Below are 25528 nucleotides of genomic sequence, written 5' to 3' on the forward strand. Positions count from 1 at the left end.
TCGCTGTGACGCTGTCGGGGGAAAGGGGCCCGGCAAGGAGGATGCCGTGAAGCTGGCCCCGTCGAGCGCCGGCTGCATCCGGCTCTCCGGGCTGACCTGAGCGGGACCGCTCCCGTTGGTCACGTGGTTGGACATGCGACGGAGGGACATGCAAGATCCCTGATCAACAGGGGCCTGAGCTGGTGTCCGAGGAGGGCTTGAACCCGGCACGGGGTCGGCCACGGCCTGCAAAAACCGGCAAAATTCCCTCGTGCGGGTTAATGCCGGTGCTGTTTCGATCCAGCGGAGCCCTTCTCGATCTGGTTCCGTGCCCACGAGTGGGCACGGGGCATTGATAGTGCGTACAAACTATGCGGAGACTCGTCTCGATCTCGCTTGGTCGACGCTGCAGGGGGAGAGCCCTCACCCATGGTCACCGGCCCGCTCGCCATACCAGCAAGATCTCCTCTGGCTGCCGTCACTCATCCAGGTTGAGCGCGGTTCGAATGGCGAGTCCCAGGGCATGCCCGACGGGCGGAGGGGAGGCGTGCCCCACCTGCCTGTAGCGGGCTGTCTTACGGCCCGCGAATTCCCAGTCAATCGGAAAGCCTTGAAGACGTGCTGCCTGCCCGACAGTCAACGGGACGAGGCCCTTGGCGCCGAGCGTGGGGTCCAAGCGGAAATCCGGGCCGGGCACTAGATCGGCGACTGTTCCGCCGTTCACTCCCATCCGAGCCCAGGTGCGTTTCGACCCCGTCGGCCCCAGGTCCGCGCCGCCGCGATTCCACGATCCTCCGACCAAAGTGGGGGCGACCCGGTCGGCTTGCGCGGTCCATGCAGCCGCCTGAGGCCAGCCGCGGGCGGCCATGGAGGCACCGAGCGCCGCTCCCACGGTTACCGGTTGTACAGCGTTGGGCGCAGGGGCGGCGAAACCATCCAGGTGGTCGCCCTTGAAAGCAACGAGAATTCCCTGTTTGCGGTCTTGCGGAACGTCAAAGTCCATCGCGTTGAGCACAAGCCAACGATGCCGATAGCCAAGGTGTTCAAGCTCTCTCGCGATGTACGTGCGTATAGGCTCATAGGCAGGCTTTGACACGAGATCGGGGACGTTTTCGACGAGCAGGGCTCTCGGTTGCACGGCGTGCATCAGCATGATCGTGGCCTGGAGTAGGCGGATCTCCTCGTCGCTGTCCTTCCGCGTGACCGTGGCGGTCGCCTTGACGCGTGGGAGGCCAGCCGCCAACAGGTCCACGTCGTAGGCCTCGTGATGGTCGACGGGGTCGAAGTCCAGCAGGTCGGCTTCGAGCACGTTCCATCCAGGACGGTTCAAGCGCAGGGTCTCGCACGCTACCGAGCGGTTGTCCAGGAGCAGGACGGGGTCGAATCCGGCCTGTTCAAGTCCGAGGGCGAGGCCGCCGGCGCCGGCACACACGATGAGGGAGCTGAATCGTTCGGGCAGGAGATCCTCCATATCGCCATCTGGGGTCGTCGAGCAGTGCCGATCAAGGGAGAGACTGGGTGCTTCTGTCCACGTATCGGGAAGCTCCGTCGGGCCTCGATCTTGTCGCTTCTCATTCATGGTGATCCAGGTGGTTGTCCACGAGTGCGGCGTGCCCAGAGGCAGCAGCACCGATGATATGTACAGGTTCTGGTGGGATAGGTGCCGATGGTCCCGTTTCATTACGAATGTCACAGCTACCCGAGCGTGCATGAGGCCGCAGAGGAGCCGTGGCACTCGAACCGGGCTGGAGCCGCGTCGAGCGCTGCACGCAGCGGGTCTCCGTTTTCGCGTACACAGCCGCCGCTCAGTCGCCACTCTGCACGGGCCGACTGCCGCGGACCGGTGCTTCGTCGAACAGTTCGCGGAACTGCTCGGCGAGGATCTCCACGGACTCCTTCGGGGTTCGTTCCTCGTCGGGGCCGCCCGGGAGGATGCGCCTGTTGACGGGCATGGCGTCCTCGGCTCCGTCGCTCCACGCGCGGATGTCGGTCGGGTTCCGGTCGACGTCCGGAGCGAGCGCATCGAGGAACAGGGTCGAAGCAGCTGCGTTGACGGCAGCGGCCAAAGCATTGGTCTCCCTGCCGGTTCGGACCGTCCCATCGGTGAGGAGCCGAACGACAGCTTGGGCAGTCGGCCGATGGTCCATGACCTCCAGACGGATGGCGAAGTTCAGGATGTCCTGGATTCCGCAGGCCGTGACGACCGGGGTGTAGTCCGGGCCGTCTCGGAAGAGTTCGGCGGTCCACCACAGACGTGCGAACGCCTGCTTGTAGTGCGGGCCCTTGAATCGCTCGGCCGGGACGGGAGCGGTGGGCTCCGCGGGACGCTCGCCTGAGGGGTTGTGCCGCCAGTGCACGTAGTCCGGGGCGACGCCGAGGGCCAGGTAGTTCCACAGCCCGGGGTCGGCGGCTTCCACGCGGGTGAGGCGCAGCGTGGCGTGCAGGCGGGGGGCGAGCCAGGCGTCGGCGGCGGTGCGGGTCTCGCCGAATTCGTACATGGCGTCTTCGAGCAGGTCTCGGACGCCATCCCAACGGAAGCGCTTCTCCTCGGGGAGAGGCTGGGCCTCTCCGTCAAGCTGGATCGATTTGACGTCGTCCTCTCCGGTGAGGAGGCCCTCTGTGAGGAAGAGGCCCGCGCTGCTGTCCGGGAGGAGCCGCAGGTACTTGGGCTGTCGGGTGGGCTTACCGGTCACTCGTCGTCCTCCCGACGGAGTCGTTCCAGCCCGCGCACGGCTTGGATCAGGGGGGAGCCGGTCCCGCCCCGGCGGGCGGCGGCATAGTGGATGCGGGGCTGGATGTCGGTCCAGCCGGTGGCGCCGACGCGCCGTTCGTTCAGGGCCCGCAGGGCGGTTTCGAGGGACTGCTCGGGGAGGATGTCGGGGAGCATTTCCCGCAGCACGGCGCCGCGCCAGCCACTGGGGAACATCGGCCGTTCACGCTCGTCGAGTTCGAGGTCGCCGAGGGCCGCGTGGAAGACAGCGAGCCAGATGTCGGAGGCCATCTGCGCGGCGAGCAGCTCGCCGACGGCGCCCTCCATACCGCGGCCGTCCGCGTCCAGCAGCGCTTCGATGCCTTCGACGTCCGTGTTGATGTGGACCGTGGGCAGCTTGCCGGCCGGGTCGACGACCCACGGCACGTCCTTCATGCGCCGCAACCAGTAGGGCCCTTCGGCGAAGCTGTGCCGCACGGTCTCGAACGGCCGGTCCCGGACGGGCACGTCGGCGGTGACATCGATGAACCAGTCGTCCTCCGACTCGCCGACCAGTCGACCGGGCACTCCGTCGACCGTCGCGACGACCTGAGCGGACAGACGGGCCCGGTCGAAGATGTCGGCGCGGGCAAGGCCCAGTTGGCCTGTCCAATGGCACGGATCGTCAGCCGTGGGAGCGAGGCGGGCGGTCAGGCGGGTGTTCGTGGCGCCTTCGGTCAGCAGCGCAAAGACCGCGAGATCCGACCACGGTGCGTCGTGGCGGAGGGCGCTCTCGGGCACCGTGGCGCTGACTTTGATCACGGCAGCGTCCCAGCCTTGAGTCTCCGCGGTGCCGAGGCCGAGGACGCGGTCGATGACCGAGCGGGCCGAGGCCGCGAGCGGTTCACGCGGGACACCGGGAGCGGTGACGCTCGCGCTGTCGATGGTGATCGTCGTGGCGGCGCGCAGGCGGGGATAGGGGTAGATCTTCATCACACGTCCCCTTCCACGAGGTCGAGTTCGACGACGAGACCGGAGCGGCTACCGCGCACAGGCTGGGTGGTCGGGTCGGTGACGGCCCGGAAGACAGCGCTGCGGGCGCTAGGGGCGAAGTGCAAGGTGCCGTCGACCGCTTCGCAGCCCTGCACGCCCTCCAACTCGGCCCAGGCGACACGGGGCCGAGGGCCAGAGCGGACGTCGAAGGCGGCCGTCGGGCGGGCGATCCACCTGTCGCCACCCCGAGGAACGTTGATCTCTCCGGTGACCTGCCAGGCGCCGTTGGGCAGGATCGTCGGCTGCAAGTCTTCCAACTCAGGGCGCGAACCCGCACTCGGGCGCGGCTTGGCCTTGGGCCTGCTCTTGGGCGCGATGCGCTTGGCCAGGTTGCCCGCCTCTCGCTGGGCGCTGCTTTTCCGTTTCGGTTGTGCGAGCAGGCTCTTCACCTGCGCGTGTGCATCGTGGATCATCGTGGCGATGCGGCGGTGGGCGCTGGGCGCATAGTCGTTGGTGAGTTCCTCCGTCTGCATCCACTTGTTGTGCTCCGGAGGCTCGGCAGCGCGCAGGAATCGCTCTGCTTCCAGCGCACAGGGCGTCTGACCGGCGGCGGTGCCGGTGAGCAGCACGGCCTGGAAGGGGTTGGCGCCGAGTGGAAGGCCGGGAACGTTCTTGGTGCGCACCGTCATGAGGTTGCCGCGCATCGCGGCCATGACGTTCACGGGCTGCTCACCGTCGATGGCATCGGTGACGAGCAGGACGGCCTTGTGAACACCGGCCGTGCTCCGCGCGTCGCGGCCGGGGAGCTTGAGCTGGATGCTCGCCTGAGCGACCTGGCCGGTCTCGGTGAGGCGGTCCACGGTGGTGCCGTCCAGGAACGCCTTGAGGGCGCGGGTGCGGGAGGGCTCGACGAGGGTCGGGTCGATTCGCTCCTCCGGGATCAGCTCCATCCCGTCCCGCAGCGTGCGGACGGATGCCTCCAGGTGCGGGCGGGCGCCGTCGGCGGCGGTCATGGCGGCCCAGAAGTTGCGACCGAGCGCGTCCACCAGGCGACGGTGCATGTTTCGCAGCTCGTCACCGTTTTCGTCCGGCTCCTCGTCGTCGGCGAGCGGCTTGCCCTCGGCGAGACCTGCGACGTCGTGGGCGCCGACGACCAGGAAGGAGGTACCGGGTTCGTCGTTCTCACGAGCGAGGTGGAGACGGCGCACGATGTCGTCGTCGGCCCACCAGGAGCGGGCGATGCGGGCGCCCGGGGTGTCCGGGTCGGCGCGGCCGAACCAGGACGGCCCGGCCAGAGCCTCGTCGCCGACGCGCCGCCAGGGAAGCTCCAGACGCCCGACGACACGGCGTTCGGTACGGCCCTCGTACGGCTCGGAGAGAGTGGAGTTGATCAGCACCATGCCGAGGCGGCTGGTGCCCCACAGGGTCGCCTTGCCCAGGCCGTAGGATCCGCCGGAGGTGCCGTCCGTGTTCTTGTGGCTGTCGAGAGTACGACGGACGACGGCCGCGTAGGTGCTGTCCCCGTACTCGTCGCCGGTGAGGCCCAGGGCGTTGTAGTCGTCCACCCGCAGCAGGACGAGCCTGTCCCGCCTGTACAGATCGTTCAGGCCGGCCTTGACGGCCCGGCTGACCTTCTGGCGGGCGCTGTCGGCGACTGCCTGGTAGTGCGGGGCCAGTTCGTCCCACTGCACGGCGGCGAGGAAGTCGGCCAGCTTCTCGCCGGTGATCTCGTGCAGCGTGAAGCGCAGTCGTACGGGGCGGCCGTTGTGCTCAAGGCGGGCGTCCAGGCTGTTCTGCCCGATCTCACGAGCAAGGACCTGGACGTCGGCGTCGAAGGCGAAGGTGGCCGCGTTCCCCATCTCGCGTCCGCCGTCCGCGTGTTCGGGCCGGTGATACCAGCCGACGGGGAGGCCGGCGGTGGTGTCGGTGTCGCGCGTGTGCACCGTGGCGATGTCGGTGCCCAGGGCCTCGGCGATGAGGGCGGCCATCTCGGGGCGTGGAGTGGATCGGTTGGTGACCCAGGCGGAGACCGCGGCCCGGGTGACACGCAGCTCCTTCGCCAGCTCCGTCTGGCTCTTGCCCGTGAGCTTCAGCTGCCGTGCCAGCCACGGGCCGAACTCGGTTCCTGTCGTCTCCACTCTCCACCTGCTCGGTTAGACGTCCGCGGGGGGCGTGCGACGACTACCGTACCGTACGCGCTTGACAGGGATCCACGTTGTCAACAAACCTTTGACTTGCTGTGCGGGCACGGCCCTCATTGTTGGGGTTGGGTCCGGGAGGCTTCGAGGGGTCGAGGGGTGGTCGACACGGGATCCGGAGGATTGGATTCCGAATTCGGTTGCCCGATGTCCTCAGAGGGGCGAGCGGGGTCGGGTTCGGGGGACTTTTCCTGTGCTCACCAGGCCGATCGCCACTCGATGGTGGGAATTCCGCCAATCCGCTTGCTCTCCCCGGAGAAACATCCTAGCGTGGCGCATCTTCGGGTGTGAATTGCCCGGTGGCTCAATCCGTCCCTCTTGAGGGACAGGTGCGTCCAATTTAGAGAGAGGTCTCTGCTCTTGAGCACCACGCCCGGCTCCCACGAGCCGCCCGAAAAAGAGCTTGCCCGGATCAAGGAGCTGGTCACCGAGTACTTGAAATGTGAATCCGACGAGGACCGTGCCACGTATCTCCGTCGGCACGACCAGACGGAGGCGTCGATCCGGCTCCTCCAGGCGTCCCTGGAATGCATCCACTGTCCCGGAAAATCCGGGGGTAGCAATCATGCGCGGTGCGGTGGGAATGTGCACTACCCGCGCCACCGCCAGATCGTGCGCCACCGAGTGTGCTACTGCCGTATCCACTGACGGGAGTGGTCTCACAGGGCCACCTACCAGTACTTATCACCGCCTCGCCCCCCCGTCGCCATCGTCCACCCGTCCGATCGGAGCGTCATGTCCGACGTCACCTCGTCCGTGATCCAAAAAGTCCGCGACATGTCGGAGACGGTTTTGCGGGTCTACGCCGAAGACCCCGGAATCGTCACCGAGAACGCGAATTCCGAGCGCCGTATCGTCAAGGGCGGATACGGGGATCGCCAGCTCTTCGAATTGGTGCAGAACGGGGCCGACGAGGTGGCGGCGGAGCCGGGTGGGAAGGTGCAAGCCGTCCTTACGGATACGCACCTGTACTGCGCGAACCAGGGCACCCCGGTCACGGCCGAAGGCGCGGAGACCATCCTGCGCATGGGGGTCTCGAAAAAGCGTGGTGGGCAGATCGGAAGATTCGGCGTCGGCGTGAAATCCGTTCTCGTCGTCACGGACGTCCCGCAGTTTTTTTCCACGACCGGTTCTTTCGGTTTCGACAGGGCATGGGCGATGGAACGTATTCGAACCATCCCGGAAGTCGCCGCCGCCCTCGGCGGCGACTTCGAGGCCCCGGTCCTGCGCATGGCCCGCGCGCTGGACGAGGCCGCCGAGCGCACCGCCGACCCGGTCCTGGACGAGCTCATGCGCGAGCACACGACGGTCGTGCGGCTGCCGCTGCTGGACGGAATGGCCGACCGTCTGAGTGAGGACATGATCGGCCACACGGGTAACGGACGCTCCTTGGGGCGCGAGGAGTTCCCCACCGGGTTCCAGCTGTTCTCCCCTCACGTCGGCACGGTGACGCTGGAGGACCGCCGGCAGCGGCCGGTCCAGCGCCGGGTCCTCACCGTCACACACGACGGCAACCGTCACCGTGTGCACGAGGTCCGCAGCCAGAAGGCGCCCGAGGACTCCCGGTGGCGGGTCTTCCGCAGGAGTCACGAGCCGTCCCCCGCTGCCCGCAAGGACGCCGGCGAACTCCACGACCGCATCAGGCTGGAGCTGGCCTGGGCCGTCCCGGAGTTCACGGTCGACGAGCAGTCCGGGCTCCACCAGGCGCAGTCGCGTCGGGGCCGGATGTGGACGTTCTTCCCGACGAAGTACGAGATGACGCTCACCGGCATCCTCAACGGAGCGTGGAAGACCAACGAGGACCGGCAGAACCTGCTGGACGCCAGCGCTTTCAACGACGAGATGCTCCGGGTGGCCGCGGAACTGGTCGTCGACTCGCTGCCGCAGTTGGCGCCCGCCGAGGACCCCGCCGCGTACCTCCCGCTGCTCCCCGGGCGCACCAAGGCCGTGGAGATGCTCAGTTGGGCGGACGAATGCCTGACGAAGACCGTCTGGGCCGCTGCCGCGCGCCGCCCTTCTCTCCCCGACCAGGACGGCGTCCTGCAGGCTCCGGTCGACCTGAATGTCCATCCCTCCCTCGGCAAGGACAAGTCGCTCGCCCGGTGGTTGCGGATGTGGCACGAGTATCCCGGTCGGCCCGCCGAGTGGTTGCACCCGTCAGCCGAGGCCACCGACCTGCGTTCCGGGAAGGTCGAGCACATCCTGTCCGCCGCCCGCAAGGAGCGGGCGAGCCTCACGGAGTGGCTGGAGGCGCTTGTCGCGGACGGCACCCCGAAGTCGTCCGCGGTCGCCCTGGCCATCGTGGCCGACATGGTCGAGAGCAACCCGAAGCTCGGTGCCGAGGCCCGCACCGCGAAGATCCTGCTCACCGAGGACATCGGGATGGTGCCCCCAGCCCCTGGCCAGATCTACCTCCGCAGCGACGAGGGCGGTCTGCGCGAGACCCTCACCTACGTCCACCCGGAGCTGGCCGCCGACGCCGAGGCGCAGCGCGCGCTGCACGTGCTCGGCGTGCGCGAGGCGGACGCGGAGGGCCGGTTCCTCTCCGTCCTGGAGGCCGGATTCGACGGCTACGGGCCGCGCGAGTGGGAGTTGTTCTGGGACCGCCTGCACCGGGCGGGCAGCAACCGGCTCGGCCACCGGATTCTTCAGCAGATCGACGATGCCACCTCGACTCTGCACGTGCGCACCGTCGCCGGTCGGTTCGTGCCGGTGCGGGACGCGATGCTGCCAGGCGCGGTGGTCACTGCCGAGTCCGACCCGACCCTCGCGATCGACCTCACCTTCCACTCCGACGACGGTCCGTTCTTCCGCGACCTGCGTCTGAGCGACCGGCCCACGTCCGGCCACGATGTGACCGAGGCCTACTGGTTCGACGACTACCGCGAGGCCCTGCGCAAGATGATGGCTCGAAAGCCCGAGTTCGCGAACCGGGCCCCGAGCCTCGCCACGATCAAGGCCGAGGGGTCACCCGTCGGCGGGCCCTTGCACCTGCTGGAACAGATGTCGGAAGAGGCCCGCGCCCGTTTCCTCACCGAGCTGCCCACCGACGCGCTGATCGACTTCTGGACCGTCCAGATCGGCAACCGCGCCACCACCCGCCAGCAGGCTTCCTCTCCCATCCGCTGGATGCTGAGGAAGCACGGCCGGGTGCGGACCTCGCAGGGGATCAGGCCGCTCGCGCAGGCCGTCGGACCGCAGCTGGCCGAGTACGGCACCTTCTTGCCGGTGGCCGACCTGCCGGCCGAGAAGGCACGCAAGTTGCACCTGGCGACGACGCTGGAGGAACTGCCGCAGGCCCGCTGGGACGAGCTCTTCGAGGAGCTGGTCCGGAGCGAGGACGACGCGTTCGTCGGCTCGATGTACGTGCTGCTCACCCGCCGCGAGCTGGACTTCCCCGACGGCCTCACCCGCTGCCGCGTCGGCGACGCCTGGGAGACCCGGGAGGACGCCGAGATCGCCGTGGCCGCCGACGCCGACCAGTATCGGGCTCTGCGCGCCGAGAACATGCCGGCACTGCTCGTCGGCTCCGCCGAGGACGCGGAACTGATGATCGAGCGCTGGAACATGATCCCGTTCGGGGACGTGATCAGCGTCGAGACGCGACACGTGGCCGGCGACGAACCCGTGCAGGTCGGTGAGTTGTTCCCGTCCCTGCGCAAGGTGGCGGGAAACAAGATCAGCCAGTACACGGTGGTGCGCTGCTCGGAGCTGGAGGAGGTGACCCGCACCCCCAACGGCGTCACGCCGAAGCCGTTGCCGTCCGCGTTGCTCGGCTCGCGGGTGCTGGTCGCCGCCGACGCGGACCGGCTGGAGACCCTCACCGCCGTCTCCTCCGAACTGCGCCTTGGCATCGACGCGAACGGCTGCCGACGACTGCTCGACAGTGAGCGGCAGGACGCCGAGGACAAAGCGCGTCGCGAGGCCCGCAGGCAGGTGCGCGACACCGAGGACATCGTCGACAAGCTGCTCCTGCTGCTCGGCGCGGACACCTTGCGCGAGCGGCTCCCCGAGACCCTGCTCGACGCCGAGCGCACCGCCACCGGCGACGAGCTCTCCGACCGTCGACTCGCCGAACTCGCCTTCCACGTCCACGAAGAGGGCATCCTTCAAGTCCACTGCCGCGATCTGCAGCAGCGCTACCCGGACGCCCCGGGCTCCTTCCACGGCTCCTCGACCGCCACCCGCTTCGTCTCCGAGCTCGGCTTCCCCGGCTCGTTCGCGGGCTTCCGCACCCCGACCCTGGAGTCGCGGATCGACGTCGACGGACCACGCGACTTCCCCCGCCTGCACGCCTACCAGGAGAAGCTGGCCGACAGCGTCTTCGCGATGCTCGACAGGCTCCAGCCGCAGAGGGCGATGCTGTCGCTGCCGACGGGGGCGGGGAAGACCCGCATCGCTTCCGAGGCCGTGATCCGCTGGATCAAGCAGGTCGGTGAACTGTCGGGACCGATCCTGTGGATCGGCCAAACCAGCGAGCTGTGCGAACAGGCCGTCCAGAGCTGGAAGTTCGTCTGGGAGAAGGCGGGTGCCGCCGGGCCGTTGGCGATCAGCCGGTTGTGGAGCGAGCGCGAGGCGGGCCCGGTGGACGACCGTCCCCACCTGGTCGTCGCCACCGATGCCAAACTGTCCGAGGAAACCTGCCTGGCCGACCCTTCGTACGAGTGGCTGCGGCAGGCCGCGCTGGTCATCGTCGACGAGGCGCACGCGGCCACCGCGCCCAGCTACACCCGCATCCTCACACAGCTCGGGATCACCTCCCGTCAGACGGATCGGCACCTCCTCGGCCTCACCGCGACGCCCTTCCGAGCCCGCAGCGAGGAGGAGACACGCCGGCTGGTGGAGCGGTTCGGCGCACGACGCCTGGACGAGGGTGTCTTCACACGCGACGACCCCTACACCGAGCTGCGCGAACTCGGTGTTCTCGCCGACGTCGAACACAGGGTGATGCAGGGTGGCTCCATCACACTGAGCCACGAGGAGCTCGAACGGGCAGAGCAGATGCGGGTCCTCTCCCGCACCGCCGAGCTCAGGCTCGCCCAGGACCACGACCGCAGCACCCGCATCGTCGAGCAGATCGCGGCGATGCCGGAGGACTGGCCGGTGTTGGTGTTCGCCACCTCCGTCGACCACGCCAAGACACTCGCTGCCCAGCTGAAGGACCTCGGCGTCCGCGCGGCCTCGGTCGATGCGAGCACCTCGACGCAGGACCGTCAGTCCCGCGTCGAGGGCTTCCGCGCCGGCCGCATCCGGGTGCTCACGAACTTCGGCGTCCTCACCCAGGGCTTCGACGCCCCCGCCACCCGGGCCGTCGTCGTCGCCCGGCCCGTCTACAGCCCCAACGTCTACCAGCAGATGATCGGGCGCGGTCTGCGCGGTCCGCTCAACGGTGGCAAGGAGACCTGTCTGATCCTCGATGTCCGCGACAACATCGAGAACTACGATCACAGTCTCGCCTTCACCGAGTTCGAGCATCTCTGGAGCCGTCAGTGAACGACCTCCGTCCCGCTGCACCGCCGCTCACCGAGGAACAGCGTGCCGTGGTCGAACAGCCCTGGGACGCCCGCCTGTTGGTCTCGGCCGGCGCGGGTTCCGGCAAGACGCACACGGTGGTCCGGCGGTTGGACCACCTGGTCGGCGGCGACGATCCGGAGGAGTCCCTGGAAGCGGGTGAGATCCTGGTCCTCAGCTTCTCCAGGGCGGCAGTGCGCGACCTGACCGAGCGGATCGCTCGCCACGGCGAGCGGGCGAACCGTGTGCGGGCCCGCACATTCGACGCCTGGGCCCTCGACCTGCTGTTGCGCACCTACCCCGACACGGACTGGCATGCCGAGTCCTTCGACGCCCGGATCGAGGCGGCGGTGAAGGCCGTCGAGGCAGGAGCCCTCGACGCGACCGAGGAGGGTCCACCGACGCACGTCGTGATCGACGAGGCGCAGGACCTGGTCGGGGAGCGCCGGAACCTGGTGGAGACGGTGCTGGACAAGTACCAGGATGAGCTGGGCTTCACCGTGGTCGGGGACGCCGCCCAAGGCATCTACGGCTTCCAGGTGGAACCTGACCTGCGGGAGCAGGAGAACGGCTGGTTCTTCGACTGGCTACGCAGTTCCTATCCGGACGACCTGAACGAGCTGTCCCTCACCGCGAATTTCCGAGCCCGCACGACCGAGGCGCGCGTCGCCTTGTCGCTCACCACCCGGGTGCAGCGGCTGGGCACGGACGATGCCGAGGCCGAGCGGCTGTTCCAGGCGCTCTCCGACCGGCTCGCCGACCTGCCCGGCTTCACCTCGCTCGACGACGAAGTGCTTCTCATGGCCGTGCGCGACAATCCGACGCCGACGGCGATCCTCAGCCGGGACAACAGGCAAGCCCTCATGGTCTCCGAGCGCCTGCGCGACCACGGCGTCCCGCACATCCTCAAGCGCAAGCTGGAGGATCGGTCCGCACCTGGCTGGATCGCGGACCTACTCGCCCGCACCGATGCGAGCACCCTGGCCAAGAAGCGTTTCGACACGCTTTTCTCCGAGCTCGACCCGCCTGCCGGCATCGACTCCGAAGAGGCGTGGCCAGTGTTGCTGCGGTACGCCCGCGCGGGGTCCGGCAGGGCGGAGCAGATCGACGTCGTCCGGGTGCGCGAACTGATCGCGACCAGGCGCTTCCCGGAGGAACTGGCACCCCTCGACACCGCCCCGCTCACCGTCTCGACCGTCCACCGGGCCAAGGGCCTGGAATACGACCGCGTCATCCTCCTCGATCCACCGGCCTGGTCCGAGCTGCCGAAGAGGGTCAAGGACGAGGTCGACCCGGTGGCCGAGGTACGGGGGCTGTACGTGGCCATGACCCGGGCCCGTGACGACCTGCTGCACGTCCCCGGTCCCGAAATCCGGCAGTTGCGCACCCAGCGGCCCTCCGGTCGCTCGTACCTGGGCGGCTTCAAGTACTGGGAGCGCTACGGGCTGCAGCTGCGCGGGCGGGACGTCCGGCGGGACGTCCCGCCGGGCCACGGCGCGGACGCGGACCCGGCGAAAGTCCAGGAGTACCTGCGCGAGGCGGTCCGGCCCGGCGACCCGGTGACGCTGGTCGCCCCGCTGGCGTTGACCGAAGGGGACCGGCAGAGTCCGCGCTACCTGATCGTCCACGGGGACGAGGAACGGGTCGTGGGCGAGGTCTCGGAGACGTTCCGGTGCGAGCTGTACGCCGTGCTGAAGGTGAGCGCGACCTGGGAGATCCGCGACTGGCCCGAGCGGATCGAAGGCGGGCACGTGGACTGCGTCGAGGCAGTCGCCGGCGCCGCCTCCGTCGCCGCGGACGTAGGCGTGACGGGCAACGGCGTGTGGTCGGCGGTGCGCCTGGCAGGACTGGCTCGGTTCGCACGGGCCGAGAACGACGAGGAGCAGACGTGAATACGCAGAAGGGTCGGTACACCCGCCACTACGAGGTGCGAGACGAGCTGGTGGATCGGCTGCGTCGCGAACTCCTCGGCCCGGACGGACCGGGGCACCCCGACGGCGAGGAGATTCTGACCGAGGACGCGCCCGTCACCCGATACCCCACTGGTGTGCTGTTCCCGCGCCCTGCCGCGAGCAGGAGCGGCACGTTGCCGGACGGTGAGCCCGACCCGCAGGTTGACGACAACGTCGCCGAGCTACGTGGAAAAGCGGCGGACGACAATCCGGAAGATGCGCCCTCGTCGGCGGCGGGGCAACGCCGACCGTCCACCATGGGCGTCACCTTCGCCGTGGACCCGGCGCTGGCCTCCCGCATCGTAGTCATCGCGCGCGGCGCCCGTTACGAGCCGACTGACGCCGGGGGGCGCCGCGTCGCGGCCGGTCGTGCCGAGGCCCGCACGACGGAGGCGCAGGTCGAGCATTGGCGACGGCACGAGCTCGATCTTGCCCCCGTCGAGGTCGACACCACCAAGCCCGACCCGAAGACAAGGACCGACCTGGCCGATGGGTTGGAGCTGGATGTACGGGTCCGCCGCGCGAGCCCGGAGACCGGAACCGTCACCATCACCGCGACGCTCGTCAACACCCGCACTGTCGACGAGCGCGATCTGGCCGATGCCCACGCCGTCTTCCAAGCCGGACTGACGGTGCGCGCGGTCGACGACGCGAGTTGCTTCGTCGAACGCCCGGCTGTCCACGGCGCGGACGATCCGGACGTGCGCACCAACCGCCTTCTCTACCGCCACGTCCCGACCTTCGCCGTGGGCCACGGCTGCGCGGCCGAGTGGGACTGGCAGCCTCCGCAGATCGGCCTCGCAGACGTGGAGGGCGCGGCCGTCGACGAGATCCGCACCGAGTTCGTGCCGAGCCACGAGGTGCTTCTGACAGAGTCCAACCCGAACATCGACGCCTCGGCACTTGGCATGATCGGCTTGGCGCACGGCTCGGAAGCCGACGTGGTGGACGCGCTGTCCCGGTTGGTGGACGGCTACGAGCACTGGATCACGGACCGCCGGAACGACGCCAAAGCCCTGGAAAGCACCGTCCACGGCCGAGCCGCCCACGCGCGAATCGAGGACTGCGACGAAGTCCTGAAGCGCATGCGCGCAGGCATCGCGCTGCTGGCCGAGAAGCCGGACGTGCTGCGCGCGTTCCAATTGGCCAACGAGGCGATGGCCGCCCAGCGCGCCCGTAGCGCCTGGATCAAGGACGATCGAGGGGGCGAACCGAATCTGGCGGAAGCCCGGTGGCGTCCGTTCCAGATCGCCTTCGTGCTGCTCTGTCTCGCCGGGATCGACGACCCCGAGCACCCGGACCGGTCGGTCTCCGACCTGTTGTGGTTCCCCACTGGCGGTGGCAAGACCGAGGCGTACCTCGGGCTGATCGCCTTCACCACGTTCCTGCGCCGACTCCGTCTGGGCCAGCGCGGTGGCGGCGTCGCCGTCCTCATGCGCTACACCCTGCGGCTGCTCACCCTCCAGCAGTTCGAACGCGCCGCGATCCTGATCTGCGCCATGGAGGAGCTGCGTCGACGCAACCCGGACGCGCTCGGCACGGAGGAGATCTCCATCGGCATGTGGGTGGGCAAATCGGCGACGCCCAACACCCTCGAAACGGCGAAGAGTCGACTCCGCAAGACATCCGGCGGGCAGATCCTCCAAACGGAGAACCCCGTCCAACTGGCGCGCTGCCCCTGGTGTGGCACCGGTCTGGACCACCACGCCTACGAGGTCGACGAGACGGCCGTGCGCATGAACATCCACTGCCCGAACGCCTCCTGCGACTTCCGCGACGGACTGCCAGTGCACGTGGTCGACGACGCCGTCTACGCTGCCCGTCCCACCCTCGTCATCGCCACCGTCGACAAGTTCGCCTCCATGCCGTGGCGCCCGAGGACCGCCGCTCTGTTCAACCGGGACCGGCAGGACGGCACCCCACCCCCCGAGCTGATCGTCCAGGACGAGCTGCACCTGATCTCCGGCCCGCTCGGCACGCTGACCGGCCTGTACGAGACCGCGGTGGACGCTCTCGCCGACCGTCCCAAGGTGATCGCTTCGACCGCGACCATCCGCCGCGCCGCGGACCAGGGCCGCAGGCTCTTCGACCGCTCCGTACAACAGTTTCCGCCGGCGGGCCTGGACGGCCGCGACTCCTGGTTCGCCGTCGAGACCTCGCGCGAGCTCAAGGCCGCCCGCCGCTACGTCGGTCTGTTCGCCCCCGGCACCAGCCAGGCCGTACTCCTCATCCGCACCTACGCGGCCCTGCTGCATCAGGCGATGCGAGCGGACTGCCCGGACGACGTGCGGGACGCGTATTGGACGCTGGTGGGCTTCTTCAACAGCCTCCGGCTGCTCTCGGCCGCCGAGCTCCAGGTCCACGACGACGTCGTAGGCCAGCTCAAGGTGCTCGCCCGAGCCGACGACTGCGAACCGCGCGACAGCAGCGGCTACGCCGAGCTCACCAGCCGGGTCGACGCCAGCGACATCCCACGCCTCCTCAAGCAGATCGAGAAGAGCCTGCCGCACTCGGACACCGTCGACGTCCTCCTCGCGACCAACATGATCGCGGTCGGTGTGGACATCGACCGGCTCGGGCTCATGGCCGTCATGGGCCAGCCGCAGACCACAGCCGAGTACATCCAGGCCACCAGCCGTGTCGGCCGCCAGTGGCCCGGCTTGGTCGCCGTCATGCTCAACGCCGCCCGCTCCCGGGACCGGTCGCACTACGAGAACTTCACCCACTTCCACTCGGCCCTCTATCGCGAGGTCGAGTCGACGTCCGTCACACCGTTCTCCGCTCGGGCTCGCGACCGCGGTTTGCACGCCGTCGTCGTCGCGCTGACCCGCCTGACGATCAAGGAGGCGGCGGACAACACGGCAGCCGGTCGGATCGACCGCTTCGTCCACCGCATTCGCACCGAGGTGAAGCCGTTGATCACGGCCCGAGTGCACAACGTGGGGTGTGAGGAAGAGAAGGCCACCGACCTCGCCGTCGAGGACTTCCTCGATTGGTGGGAGGAGGAGGCGGAGCTCTACCCCAACCTCACGTACGAGCCGCAGCGCGGACGCCCCGGCCGGTCCCTGCTCGCCCCCTTCGACGACCGCGCCGAGGGCTCCGAGGCGTGGGAAACCTTGTGGAGTCTGCGCGACGTCGACGCCGAGTCGAAGCTCTTCCTGGAATCGCACACCACTACGCCCGTGGGCAGCGCGAACACGACCACCACCGATGCGACCGAACCGGAGGCATCCGCATGACTCCGCCGTCCCGCCGCCGTCGGCGCACGGGCTCCGACCTGGGCAGCGCCACCCCACGCCGCACCCACCCGGTCAAGGGCGCAATGCGCCGCTCTCAGATGATCACTACGTACGGGGTCGGCGGTCTCGTAGCCGTCGACAACGAGTCCTTCATCGTCTCCGGCCTCGACAACGCCGACCGGGCTTGGGCGCGCGACGAGGCCCCGCCGGTCCGGGAGCCACGCCTCGCCACTCTGCTCGGGGTCACCCATTTCCGTCTGCCGCCCGCCTCCGGCGACGGCAGCGAGGACGGCATCCGGGTCAAGCGGTTCCCCTGGTGGCAGTCGTGCTCCAAGTGCGAACTCCTCGCGCCGTACAAGGACTTCAACAGCCCATCGGGAAAGAGCGTCTGTCCCACTTGTGCGGACAACCCACTCACCCCGTCCCGCTTCGTGATGGCCTGCGAGCAGGGGCACATCGAGGACTTTCCGTACTGGAAATGGCTGCACCGCAAAGATCGTGGGCGAGGCACGAGCAGCGGAAGGTGCGGCGGCACCATGCGGCTGCGCTCCACAGGCACCACCACCTCACTCCGCTCCGTCGTGCTGTCGTGCAGTTGCGGCGTACCGGACGTCTCCATGGAGGGCGCTTTTCGGCAACGTGCCCTTGCCGACCTCGGCATCACCTGCTCCGGCCGCCGCCCGTGGCTGGAGGCGGCTCCGGCGGAGCACTGCACCAAACCGCCTCGCATCCTTCAACGTGGTTCGTCCTCGGTGTGGCAGCCGGTGCTGAGCTCCGCGTTGTCCATCCCCCCGTGGAGCAGGAACGACGAGTTGGCGCAGGTCGTGCTCGCCCACCGGGAGAACCTGCTCCACTTCGAGGATCATCCCGAGCAGCTCGCTGCCGCACTCCGGATGTTGCTGAAGTGCACCGAGGTCGATGTGGCCACGGCGCAGAAGCTGCTGCAAGGCAACGTCCCGAAGCAGGAAACCCCCTTGGAGGAAGGGACACACCTGATCCGCCGAGAGGAGTACGCAAGCCTCACCGACGGCAACGCCGTCGACGTGGAACAGCAGGACCACAGCGAGGACTTCGTCTGCGTCCCGCCCGGCGCCGACGCCGGACTCCTCGCACCGTTCGGCCTCATGGACCCGATGTTGGTCAAGCGCCTCCGCGAGGTGCGGGCTCTGACGTCGTTCACACGTATCGTCGACGCGGAGGCGGCCGGACCCACCCATCACGCCCGGCTCTCTCGTGAGCGCAAGAGCTGGTTGCCCGCCATGGAGGTACGCGGCGAGGGCATCTTCCTACGGCTGCACGAGGACCGCCTGCACCGCTGGGAGCAAGACCCGGCGGTCCGCACCCGCATCGATCAACTGCACACCAACCACACGGAGCATCTGCGCGAGTACCACTCGGGCGACGGCCCTCCGCGCGTCTCCCCGGCCTCCCCTCGTTACGTGCTGTTGCACACCCTCGCCCACATCCTCATCGAGGAATGGAGCCATGAGGCGGGTTACCCCTCAGCAGCCCTGCGTGAGCGCCTCTATTGCGACGACGAGATGGCGGGCCTGCTCGTCTACACCGCCACCAGCGATTCGGCCGGCAGCCTCGGCGGCCTGGTCGCCCAGGGTGAGCCGAAACAGTTGCTCTCTTCACTGGAATCGGCGCTGCGGCGAGCCTCTTGGTGCTCGGCGGACCCACTGTGCGTCGAGTCACGGAACACAGGCGTCGGTGGTACCAACCACGTGGCCTGCCACGCCTGCCTGATGCTTGCCGAGACGAGCTGCGAGAACAACAACATCCTGCTCGACCGCGCCTTGCTGCTCGGATCCCCTGAAGAACCACATCTGGGGTTCTTCGCCGGAGTTTTGGGCCTGACCACCTGACGTGCGCATCACCTCCCGTCGGTGCCGGCAGGAGGTGATGCGCGGTAACTGCGCCCCGCCATGGCTCCAGCCGTTCCACGGATAGGTGTCCGTGCGACGCATCGGCGATGGGCGCTACGGCCGGTCGGCGAGTCGTCGGCCCGAAGTGCTCGATGATAGGCACACGGAGATCGATGCCTGCCGACTCCCTCGCATTCTCCCTGGGAGAGGAGGATGGTCCGACGGGCCCGAGGACCTTACCGGAGCCTCACGAAACGATGGCGCTGAGCGGCCTGAAGACCACCGAGGCAACTGGCACCCGTATGAGCCGGCAGAGGAGCCGCGACACTGTGATCGAGATGACTCCGCGCCGAGCGCTGCACACGGCCGCATTACGGTACCGGGTACACGGAAGACCCGTCGCCGGTGTGCGACGCGAGGCCGATCTCGTCTTCGACCCGGGCACGCGTCACGGTGTTCGTCGACGGCCGTTTCTGGTACGGGTGTCCCGAGCACGCCACCTTGCCCAAGAACAATGCGGACTTCTGGCGCGCGAAGATCGTGAAGAACCGTGCACGCGACCGCGACACGGATGCCCGCCTCGCAGAGGCCGGGTGGCTGTCAGCGCGCGTGTGGGAGCACGAATCCACCGAGGTGGCCACGGGCCGAGTGAAGAAGATCGTGCAGCAACGTCGATCGAAACAGAACGGACGGTGAGAGCTCGGGCCGGTGCCGCCGTGGGAGGCGACTGCCGACACTCCAGGGCCGCCTCGCAGCCGTCAGCCCTCGACCGGCACAGGCGTGCGCTCACCACGCGCGCTGGGCACAGAGTCCCCGGTCGCGGGACTTCCCCAGACCGCCAACCCACTCAGAGCCGCCTCGGACGGCTTGCTCCCCGTGTCGAAGGCGGCGCGGAGGATGTGGGCAGCGAGGCGGGGTGGAACGGCGTTGCCGATCTGCTGGGCGACGTCACGGCCGCTCCACGGATAGTCGATCGGGAACGTTTGTAGGCGCCCTGCCTCGGAATGGTCGAAGCGTGGCAGCTCCGTGCCATCCGGGGCGACGACTCGGTTGCGGGAGATCTTCCCGGTGACTGTCGCGGAAGGCTCGTCGGAGCGTCGACGACCTCTGGCCTTGGGATCTCCACCAGTGCCGTAGTTAGAGATCACGACAAACGGGCTGGGGCGAGAAAGCACGTCCGCCATGGTCACCCATGGGGACAGCAAGCTGTCTCCGTGCTCGTGTGGGACGCCCTTGCGATAGGGACGGTGCGTGGGCTTCGGTAGCTCGACGGCCCAGGGCGTGCGCCTGGCGATCAAGACCGCACGTTTGCGCGTCTGTGGCACTCCGAATTGTTCCGTGCGCAGGATGCCGCAGTCGACCGAGTAACCCTCGACCGTCAGCGTCTTGGCCACGGCTTCCCACACGGGAAGCACAGCAGGCACCTGCTCCAGCACAATCGCCCTGTACGGGCGCTCAAGATCGTCGATGGCTTCCAGCGCCCACCTCAGCGGCTCCAGGACGAGCCCCGTGCGCTCGTCCTTCAGCCTCGCCAGATCCTTCTTGATCGCTTCGCGGTCTTCGCGCGCAGCCATGCGCTGGACGAACGAGAGCACGTCGTCCAATGCCTTGCGCCCGGCTCCCTGCCCGGCGACCGTGTACGTCTGACACGGTGGGCCTCCCGCGAGCACATCCGCATCGGGGAAGTGGGCCGGCCCCCATTCACGTACGTCCCCCTCGATCGTCTCCAGACCGGCCGCACGGCGCGTGGCACACGCGTTGGGGTCCCATTCGAGACCCACCGCTGGAATCCCGAGCTTCTGTGCCGCTACGTCCAGCCCCCCAGGCCCGGCGAACAGGTCTACGATCTTGACGGGGTGCACGTGGTCTCCCGGGGTCGGACTGCCACTGAACCAAGTCGGAGTGCGGGCACCCGACGACGGCATCACCGGCGTATCTGTTCTTGAAATCGCTTGTCAGCGGTCACACAGGCTACCTGGCCTGCTGTTGGTGTATGCGCGGCATTGCTGAGGCGTAGGCGGAACCCGCGACGGGCTGGGCACCAAAGGCTCGGACGTCCGTCAGTACGGAGCCAAGACGCTCGCAGCAGGCTCCGTCTCTTCAGAGAGGACGTAATCCTGCTCGCTGATCGCGATCGATCGGCGCGGATCGTCATCACTGGGTGCCGCGAGCTGCGCTACCACCCACGAACCTCGACGAGGCGCCGGGATTCCCAGAGCTTCGGCCATGGCCCGATGCTCCCGACCGTGCCCGAGGACGACGATCCCCCCACCGCCGAGGCGTTGGGGCAGCCGCGCGTCCCGCGCACGCTTGGTCCGTCCTCCCGCCGGGCCACCGTCAACACGATCGTGCGGTCGACCAGGCTGCCCTCCGGCCGGCCATCTTTCGTTTGCCGGAACGCGACTCTGCAGAAGAGCTCGTCTATGCGCAGCAGGCCGACGCGGAATCTGGGGCGGTGGTCCTCCCCGCCCACATGAGCAGGCACACGTGCCTCACGGCCTCGCGGGGATCGTCCACGTTCTGCGGGTGGTGAATCACGCGTCGACCTCGTGACCCATGATGTCGTAATCCATGGACGGACCGTCGTCGAGTTAGAAGGCGGGCCGGACGATGATCTTCGCTTTCGTGCCCAGGTATGTCTTCCCCGTCTTCTGCCGCGACGTCACGTCGAACCTGCCTGTCCGTTGCCTGTCGAGAACCTCGTCGATGGACTGCCGCAGCGCAGCACCGAAACGTGCCTCCATGTCGATTTGCTCATGGAGCCACGCGGAGACCTGGCTCAGTGCGTGATCCTCCGATTCGCTCGACGTGGGATTCGCATCGCTCGTGGGGAAGACGAAGGTTAATACCAGGACAAAACGTCGAATTGGTCGAGCCGGTGCGAACCAAATAGCTCAGCGTTTGTCAGTGGTGCGCGCTACGTTGGCGTACGCAAGCAGGGACAGTCGTTCGGGGAGGGCTCCGTGGGTTCGCTGGTCGCCGGCACGACAGCGGGAGAGGTGCTGACTCACTTCTTGGTTTCGCAAGCTGCGCAAAGCGCCTACGAGTCCTGGCGTGAGGATGAACGGTACAAATCGGATGTAGTCCCCTGTGTGCTCGCGCATAAGACGCGCGTTGCTTATCGACTCATCCCGGATGATGTGGAACGTGCGTGCCAGGCCACTAAGAAACCCGGCGGACATGCCCTGGGCTGGGTGAAGAAGGCCGACGCCGACCGTGTGCCTGCCATCGCCGACTGGAACCCGCCGTTCGCCTTCGGGTACCTGTTCCATCGCATGCTGGAGACGGGCGGACGCATCCCTGAATGGCGGGATGTCTCCAGGTACATCAGTAACCATCCTGACGGCGTGCATGTCCTCGGTTCCGCGATACGCCGGGCCCACGCGGACCACGACGCGACGTATGGGCGGCAGCTCGTGGAGGACGCGATCCAGTGGCGCCTCGGCAACGCCTACTACTCCTTCCTACGGGAGTTGCACGTCCTGTCGCACCTCCGTGCTCGCGGGCTGGACGCTCAAGTGCATCCGCTCGCGGATGCCTTGTTCCGAGTCGACGCCTGGTGCGGCAACCGAGTGCTGTGCTTGTACATCGGCAACAAGGCCTACCGAAACGAGCACGAGGGGCGGAAGAAGGAAGCCGTCGCGATCCTGGGTGCGCAGAACTTCGAATTCGACGTGATCAACCTTCCGCCCGCGACCACGTACGGAGAGGTCCATCTGCCGACCACAAGTGACATTGAGGAACACCTGCGGAGACTCCTGGCCTCGGGGTAGAAGGGTGCCGATGGGGTGGCGCCTCGACTCTTGGTGAGCCCGGACCATCGACTTCAATCTGGTGTGTTCCTGACGGTTCGAGCGCGAGAAGGTACCCGAACGTGCTGCGTGAACCCGTGGCACTTACCGTCGACGACGAGGGCCGTGTCTCGCTGCCCATCGGGCTGCTCGTCGAGTCCGGCCTCTCGCCGGACGCCCATGTGCTCGCCTACAGCCTTGGCGACGCAATGTACATTGCCCATATTTGGTTGAAGAAGATCAAGAGCATTGGTGAATCTACGACCACGGCTCCTTCTCGATAGGCCATCGGTAGACCGGTGTGGGAGTTCTTCCCGAGAGAGGAGAGCGTGGAGTTGGGGGTCTGATTCTCTGGCCTGAAGGTTTCCACCGGAGGAACCGATGGGCTTCCGGGGCCGCGGTGCGCAACCCTCGCATGGTGTCCAGAGAATTCGTCCGGGAGCGCGGGATGGCCCGAGCCCCACCAGAAGTAGGCCTGTCCTCCCAAGGTGGTTGAGGATTGAGAGCCGGCGTCGTCGTATGGCGCGAGTCCGAGCGGATCCGCCCAGGCATACGGATTCTCGACGTATGCGATTGGGTTGGGTGCTGGGGCCAGGCCGAGTGGAGCAGGGGAAAGGTGTCGAGCCGTCGCGGGGTCGTAGTGCCGACGTTGGTAATGGAGATCTGTCTCGGGCCGTAGTACTGGCCTGAGAAGCGGAGTGGGCTGTATGTCGTGCTGTCCGCCAGCCAGGTTGTTGTGCCCCCAGAGCGTGGAGCGGGCGTGGCAGGCTATGCTTCCCGACTCGTCGATCAGTTCTGTCGGTGTGCCGACCAGGTTGGTGACGATCGCGTAGAAACGCGAGTCGATTTCCTGTTGTGTCGCCTCGTTGGTGAGGCGTTGCGTCTGGGCCAAGGATACGAAGCCGTCGTGGTCCCAGGTAAGGGTTATCGGGTGGGGGAGAGACCCGGCGCCTTGCGTCGTCTCCTCGATGAGTTTCGGGCCGTCCCAGGTGAAGTCAACCCCATCGCTCTCCGACTCCTTGGTGATGCGGCGGCCCAAGGGGGCGCAGGCGTAGCGCCATTCAGTGCCGTCCGGGGTGGTGACCTTTGGGAGGCGGTCTTCCGCATTCAACCTCATAGCGCCAGGTGTCGGGTTTCTTGGAGAGACGGGGTTTGCGGCGGTGTGTGATGCGCCCCGCCTCGTAGTGTTCGTAGTGGACGCGGCCCGCCGTGCGGATCGCCGTGCCCTCGTACGTCCCGGGCCTAGCTTGACTCTGTCGGGGATCTTGGGGATTCCCGGCGGGGCAGCCTGGTCAACGGGCATGCTCGGCGCTGTTCAAGGACCGACGCAGTTGTCGAGGTGCCCGTTGTCTCTTCGCCCCCGTTCCGGTGAGCAGGTCCCGCCTCTGACTGCGCAGATCGCGCGGGCGAGCAACCCGGGCGGCACGACGGCGATATGGGTGCGCGACCGCCTCGACGGTCTGTGGTGCGACGAGGATTTCGTCGACTGGTACCCGTGTGACGGGCGTCCGGGGCTCTCGCCCGCTCAGCTGGCCACCGTCTGTGTGCTGCAGTTCCTGCTCGGCCTGTCGGACCGGCAAGCCGCCGAGGCGGTCGGATGCCGCATCGACTTCAAGTACGCCATGGCCATGGAGCTGGACGATCCCGGGTTCCACCACAGCGTGCTGGCCGACTTCCGTGACCGTCTCGCCGAAGACGACCGTGCTGACGGCCTCCTCGATCTCGCGCTCGCGCGTCTCAAGGAGGCCGGGCTGGTGCGCGAGCGCACCACGCAGCGTACCGACTCCACCCATGTCCTGGCCGCGGTGCGTGACCTGACCCGCATGGAGCTGATCACCGAGGCCGTCCGCGCCGCACTCGAAGAAGTCGCCGGTTCTTCCCCGCACCTGCTCGACGGACTGGTTGACGAGGACCGGGGGCTCCGCTGCGGCCGGCCGGTCCGTCTGGGCAAGAACCCCACCAAGCCCAAGACCAGGATCCTGGCCACCGGTGATGACGCCGTCCGGCTCCTGGAACACCTCGACCGGCACGGAGCAGACCGCGCGTCCGGTCCTCGCATCCAGGCCCTGCGTCAGATCATGGTGCAGAACTACCACCGTGACGAGGCAGGGCACCTGCTCTGGCGCACCGCTGAGAAGGAAGGCGGGCCCGGACTGCCGCCCTCGTCCCGGGCGATCGTCTCTCCCTACGACACCACGGCCCGCTACGCACGGCACGGACACATCATCAGCTGGAAGGGGTTCGCCGCTCACCTGACCGAGGCCTGCGCTCCCGACGGCCCCAATGTGATCACGGACGTGGCCACCACAGCGGCCACCACCCACGACAGCCAGGTCCTGCCCGGCATCCACACCCGCCTGGCGCGTCGCGGGCTGCTGCCCGCCGAGCACCTGGTCGACGCCGGCTACACCTCCCTGCCCCACCTGGAACAAGCCGCCCGTGATCACCAGGTCACCGTCTCCGGGCCGCTGCGGAGCAACCCCACCCGCCAGCACCGCCGGAACGAGGGTTTCGCCCGGGACGACTTCCACATCGACTACGACCGTCAGCAGGTCACCTGCCCGAAGGGGCAGGTCAGCGCGGGCCGGCACGGCCCCTATCCGACCTCCTCGCCTACTGCGGCCCCGCTGATCGTGGCCCGGTTCGCCAAGAGCCAGTGCCGTCCCTGCCCGGCCCGCGCCCAGTGCACCAGCACCGCCGACAGCGCCCGCACCGTGGGCTTTCCCCCGCGAGAACTCCGTGACCTGCAACTCCACGTCCGTACCGAGCAGCAGACACCCGAGTGGAAGACCCGCTACGCGGTCCGCTCCGGAGTGGAGGGCACGGTCAACGAGTTCGCCCACGGGCACGGCATGCGGCGCTGCCGCTACCGGGGACAGGGGAAGGCACGTATCCAGCACGTCCTGACGGCCATCGCCGTCAACATCGAGCGACTCAGCGGACTGCCCCCGGCCGAGGAAACCCTCATGCCCCGACGACCGACCTCCTTCCAGAACTACCTCGACCAGCGCGAGATACCCCGGCTGAAGTCCTGGCGAACCCTGGGCACCTGACCTCGGAAACCCCAAGATCCCCGACAGAATCAAGTTAGTGCTTCCGGTGACGCCTGCTGCTGTGGCCAACTCGCCTCTGTCTGGTTGCCTGCCTCGTCGTAGACGTAGCGCTCCGTCCAGCCGCGGGCGTCGACCGCTCAGGCGTTTTGGGGATCTTCGGCAAGACCCTACGTCGGTAAGTAGGTGACTGGTAAAGGTGCCTGGCACGCAAAGCGACGCTCCGGAGCAATACGGTAGAAGGTGCCTCGTCCCAAC

General features: G+C 67.9%; 13 protein-coding genes and 1 pseudogene. 7 read left to right on the plus strand and 7 right to left on the minus strand.

Annotated elements, in window-relative coordinates:
- Window positions 1–457 precede the first annotated feature (457 nt).
- The 4 genes from NMN56_RS21530 to NMN56_RS21545 form a co-directional block, all read right to left on the minus strand.
- On the minus strand, window positions 458–1450 hold the full coding sequence (locus tag NMN56_RS21530; protein WP_274042021.1) for a DNA cytosine methyltransferase: 993 nt from the start codon (window positions 1448–1450) through the stop codon (window positions 458–460).
- 334 nt (window positions 1451–1784) lie between these two features.
- Window positions 1785–2672: a DUF6339 family protein gene (locus NMN56_RS21535; protein WP_274042022.1), complete on the minus strand. Its 888-nt coding sequence runs from the start codon at window positions 2670–2672 to the stop codon at window positions 1785–1787.
- On the minus strand, window positions 2669–3661 hold the full coding sequence (locus NMN56_RS21540; protein ID WP_274042023.1) for a hypothetical protein: 993 nt from the start codon (window positions 3659–3661) through the stop codon (window positions 2669–2671). Before NMN56_RS21540 ends, NMN56_RS21535 begins: the two co-directional genes overlap by 4 nt.
- A complete protein-coding gene (locus NMN56_RS21545; protein WP_274042024.1) occupies window positions 3661–5799 on the minus strand; it encodes a helix-turn-helix domain-containing protein in 2139 nt (712 codons plus the stop codon). Before NMN56_RS21545 ends, NMN56_RS21540 begins: the two co-directional genes overlap by 1 nt.
- 795 nt (window positions 5800–6594) lie before the next feature.
- Here NMN56_RS21545 and NMN56_RS21550 point away from each other — a divergent pair.
- The 5 genes from NMN56_RS21550 to NMN56_RS43045 all read left to right on the plus strand — a co-directional run bounded on the left by NMN56_RS21550 (window position 6595) and on the right by NMN56_RS43045 (window position 19125).
- Window positions 6595–11352, plus strand: coding sequence for a DEAD/DEAH box helicase (locus NMN56_RS21550; protein WP_274042026.1), 4758 nt, complete (start codon window positions 6595–6597; stop codon window positions 11350–11352).
- Complete coding sequence (locus NMN56_RS21555) at window positions 11349–13262, plus strand: UvrD-helicase domain-containing protein (RefSeq protein WP_274042027.1); 1914 nt, start codon at window positions 11349–11351, stop codon at window positions 13260–13262. The genes NMN56_RS21550 and NMN56_RS21555 overlap by 4 nt, the downstream gene beginning before the upstream one ends.
- Entirely contained in the window at window positions 13259–16561 is a 3303-nt protein-coding gene (locus NMN56_RS21560; protein ID WP_274042028.1) for a helicase-related protein, read from the plus strand. The genes NMN56_RS21555 and NMN56_RS21560 overlap by 4 nt, the downstream gene beginning before the upstream one ends.
- Complete coding sequence (locus tag NMN56_RS21565; RefSeq protein ID WP_274042029.1) at window positions 16558–18429, plus strand: DUF1998 domain-containing protein; 1872 nt, start codon at window positions 16558–16560, stop codon at window positions 18427–18429. Before NMN56_RS21560 ends, NMN56_RS21565 begins: the two co-directional genes overlap by 4 nt.
- A 453-nt stretch (window positions 18430–18882) precedes the next feature.
- Window positions 18883–19125, plus strand: coding sequence for a hypothetical protein (locus tag NMN56_RS43045; RefSeq protein WP_347178631.1), 243 nt, complete (start codon window positions 18883–18885; stop codon window positions 19123–19125).
- A gap of 62 nt (window positions 19126–19187) precedes the next feature.
- Here NMN56_RS43045 and NMN56_RS21575 read toward each other — a convergent pair whose 3' ends face one another.
- Entirely contained in the window at window positions 19188–20291 is a 1104-nt protein-coding gene (locus tag NMN56_RS21575; protein ID WP_274042030.1) for a DNA cytosine methyltransferase, read from the minus strand.
- 729 nt (window positions 20292–21020) lie between these two features.
- Window positions 21021–21173, minus strand: a complete 153-nt coding sequence (locus NMN56_RS21580) for a NaeI family type II restriction endonuclease (protein ID WP_274042031.1) — start codon at window positions 21171–21173, stop codon at window positions 21021–21023.
- A 219-nt stretch (window positions 21174–21392) separates the two neighbouring features.
- Between NMN56_RS21580 and NMN56_RS21585 the strand changes: the two genes are divergently transcribed.
- Entirely contained in the window at window positions 21393–22202 is an 810-nt protein-coding gene (locus NMN56_RS21585) for a hypothetical protein (RefSeq protein ID WP_274042032.1), read from the plus strand.
- Window positions 22203–22737: 535 nt separating this feature from the next.
- On the opposite strand, the pseudogene NMN56_RS21590 reads toward NMN56_RS21585, so the two are convergent.
- Window positions 22738–23467, minus strand: a pseudogene (locus tag NMN56_RS21590) (RHS repeat-associated core domain-containing protein); the annotation flags it as partial.
- A gap of 99 nt (window positions 23468–23566) precedes the next feature.
- Between NMN56_RS21590 and NMN56_RS21595 the strand changes: the two are divergent.
- A complete protein-coding gene (locus NMN56_RS21595; RefSeq protein WP_274042033.1) occupies window positions 23567–25273 on the plus strand; it encodes an IS1182 family transposase in 1707 nt (568 codons plus the stop codon).
- Window positions 25274–25528: the final 255 nt, after the last annotated feature.

It is taken from the genome of Streptomyces iconiensis (genome assembly GCF_028657195.3).
Lineage (GTDB): Bacteria > Actinomycetota > Actinomycetes > Streptomycetales > Streptomycetaceae > Streptomyces > Streptomyces iconiensis.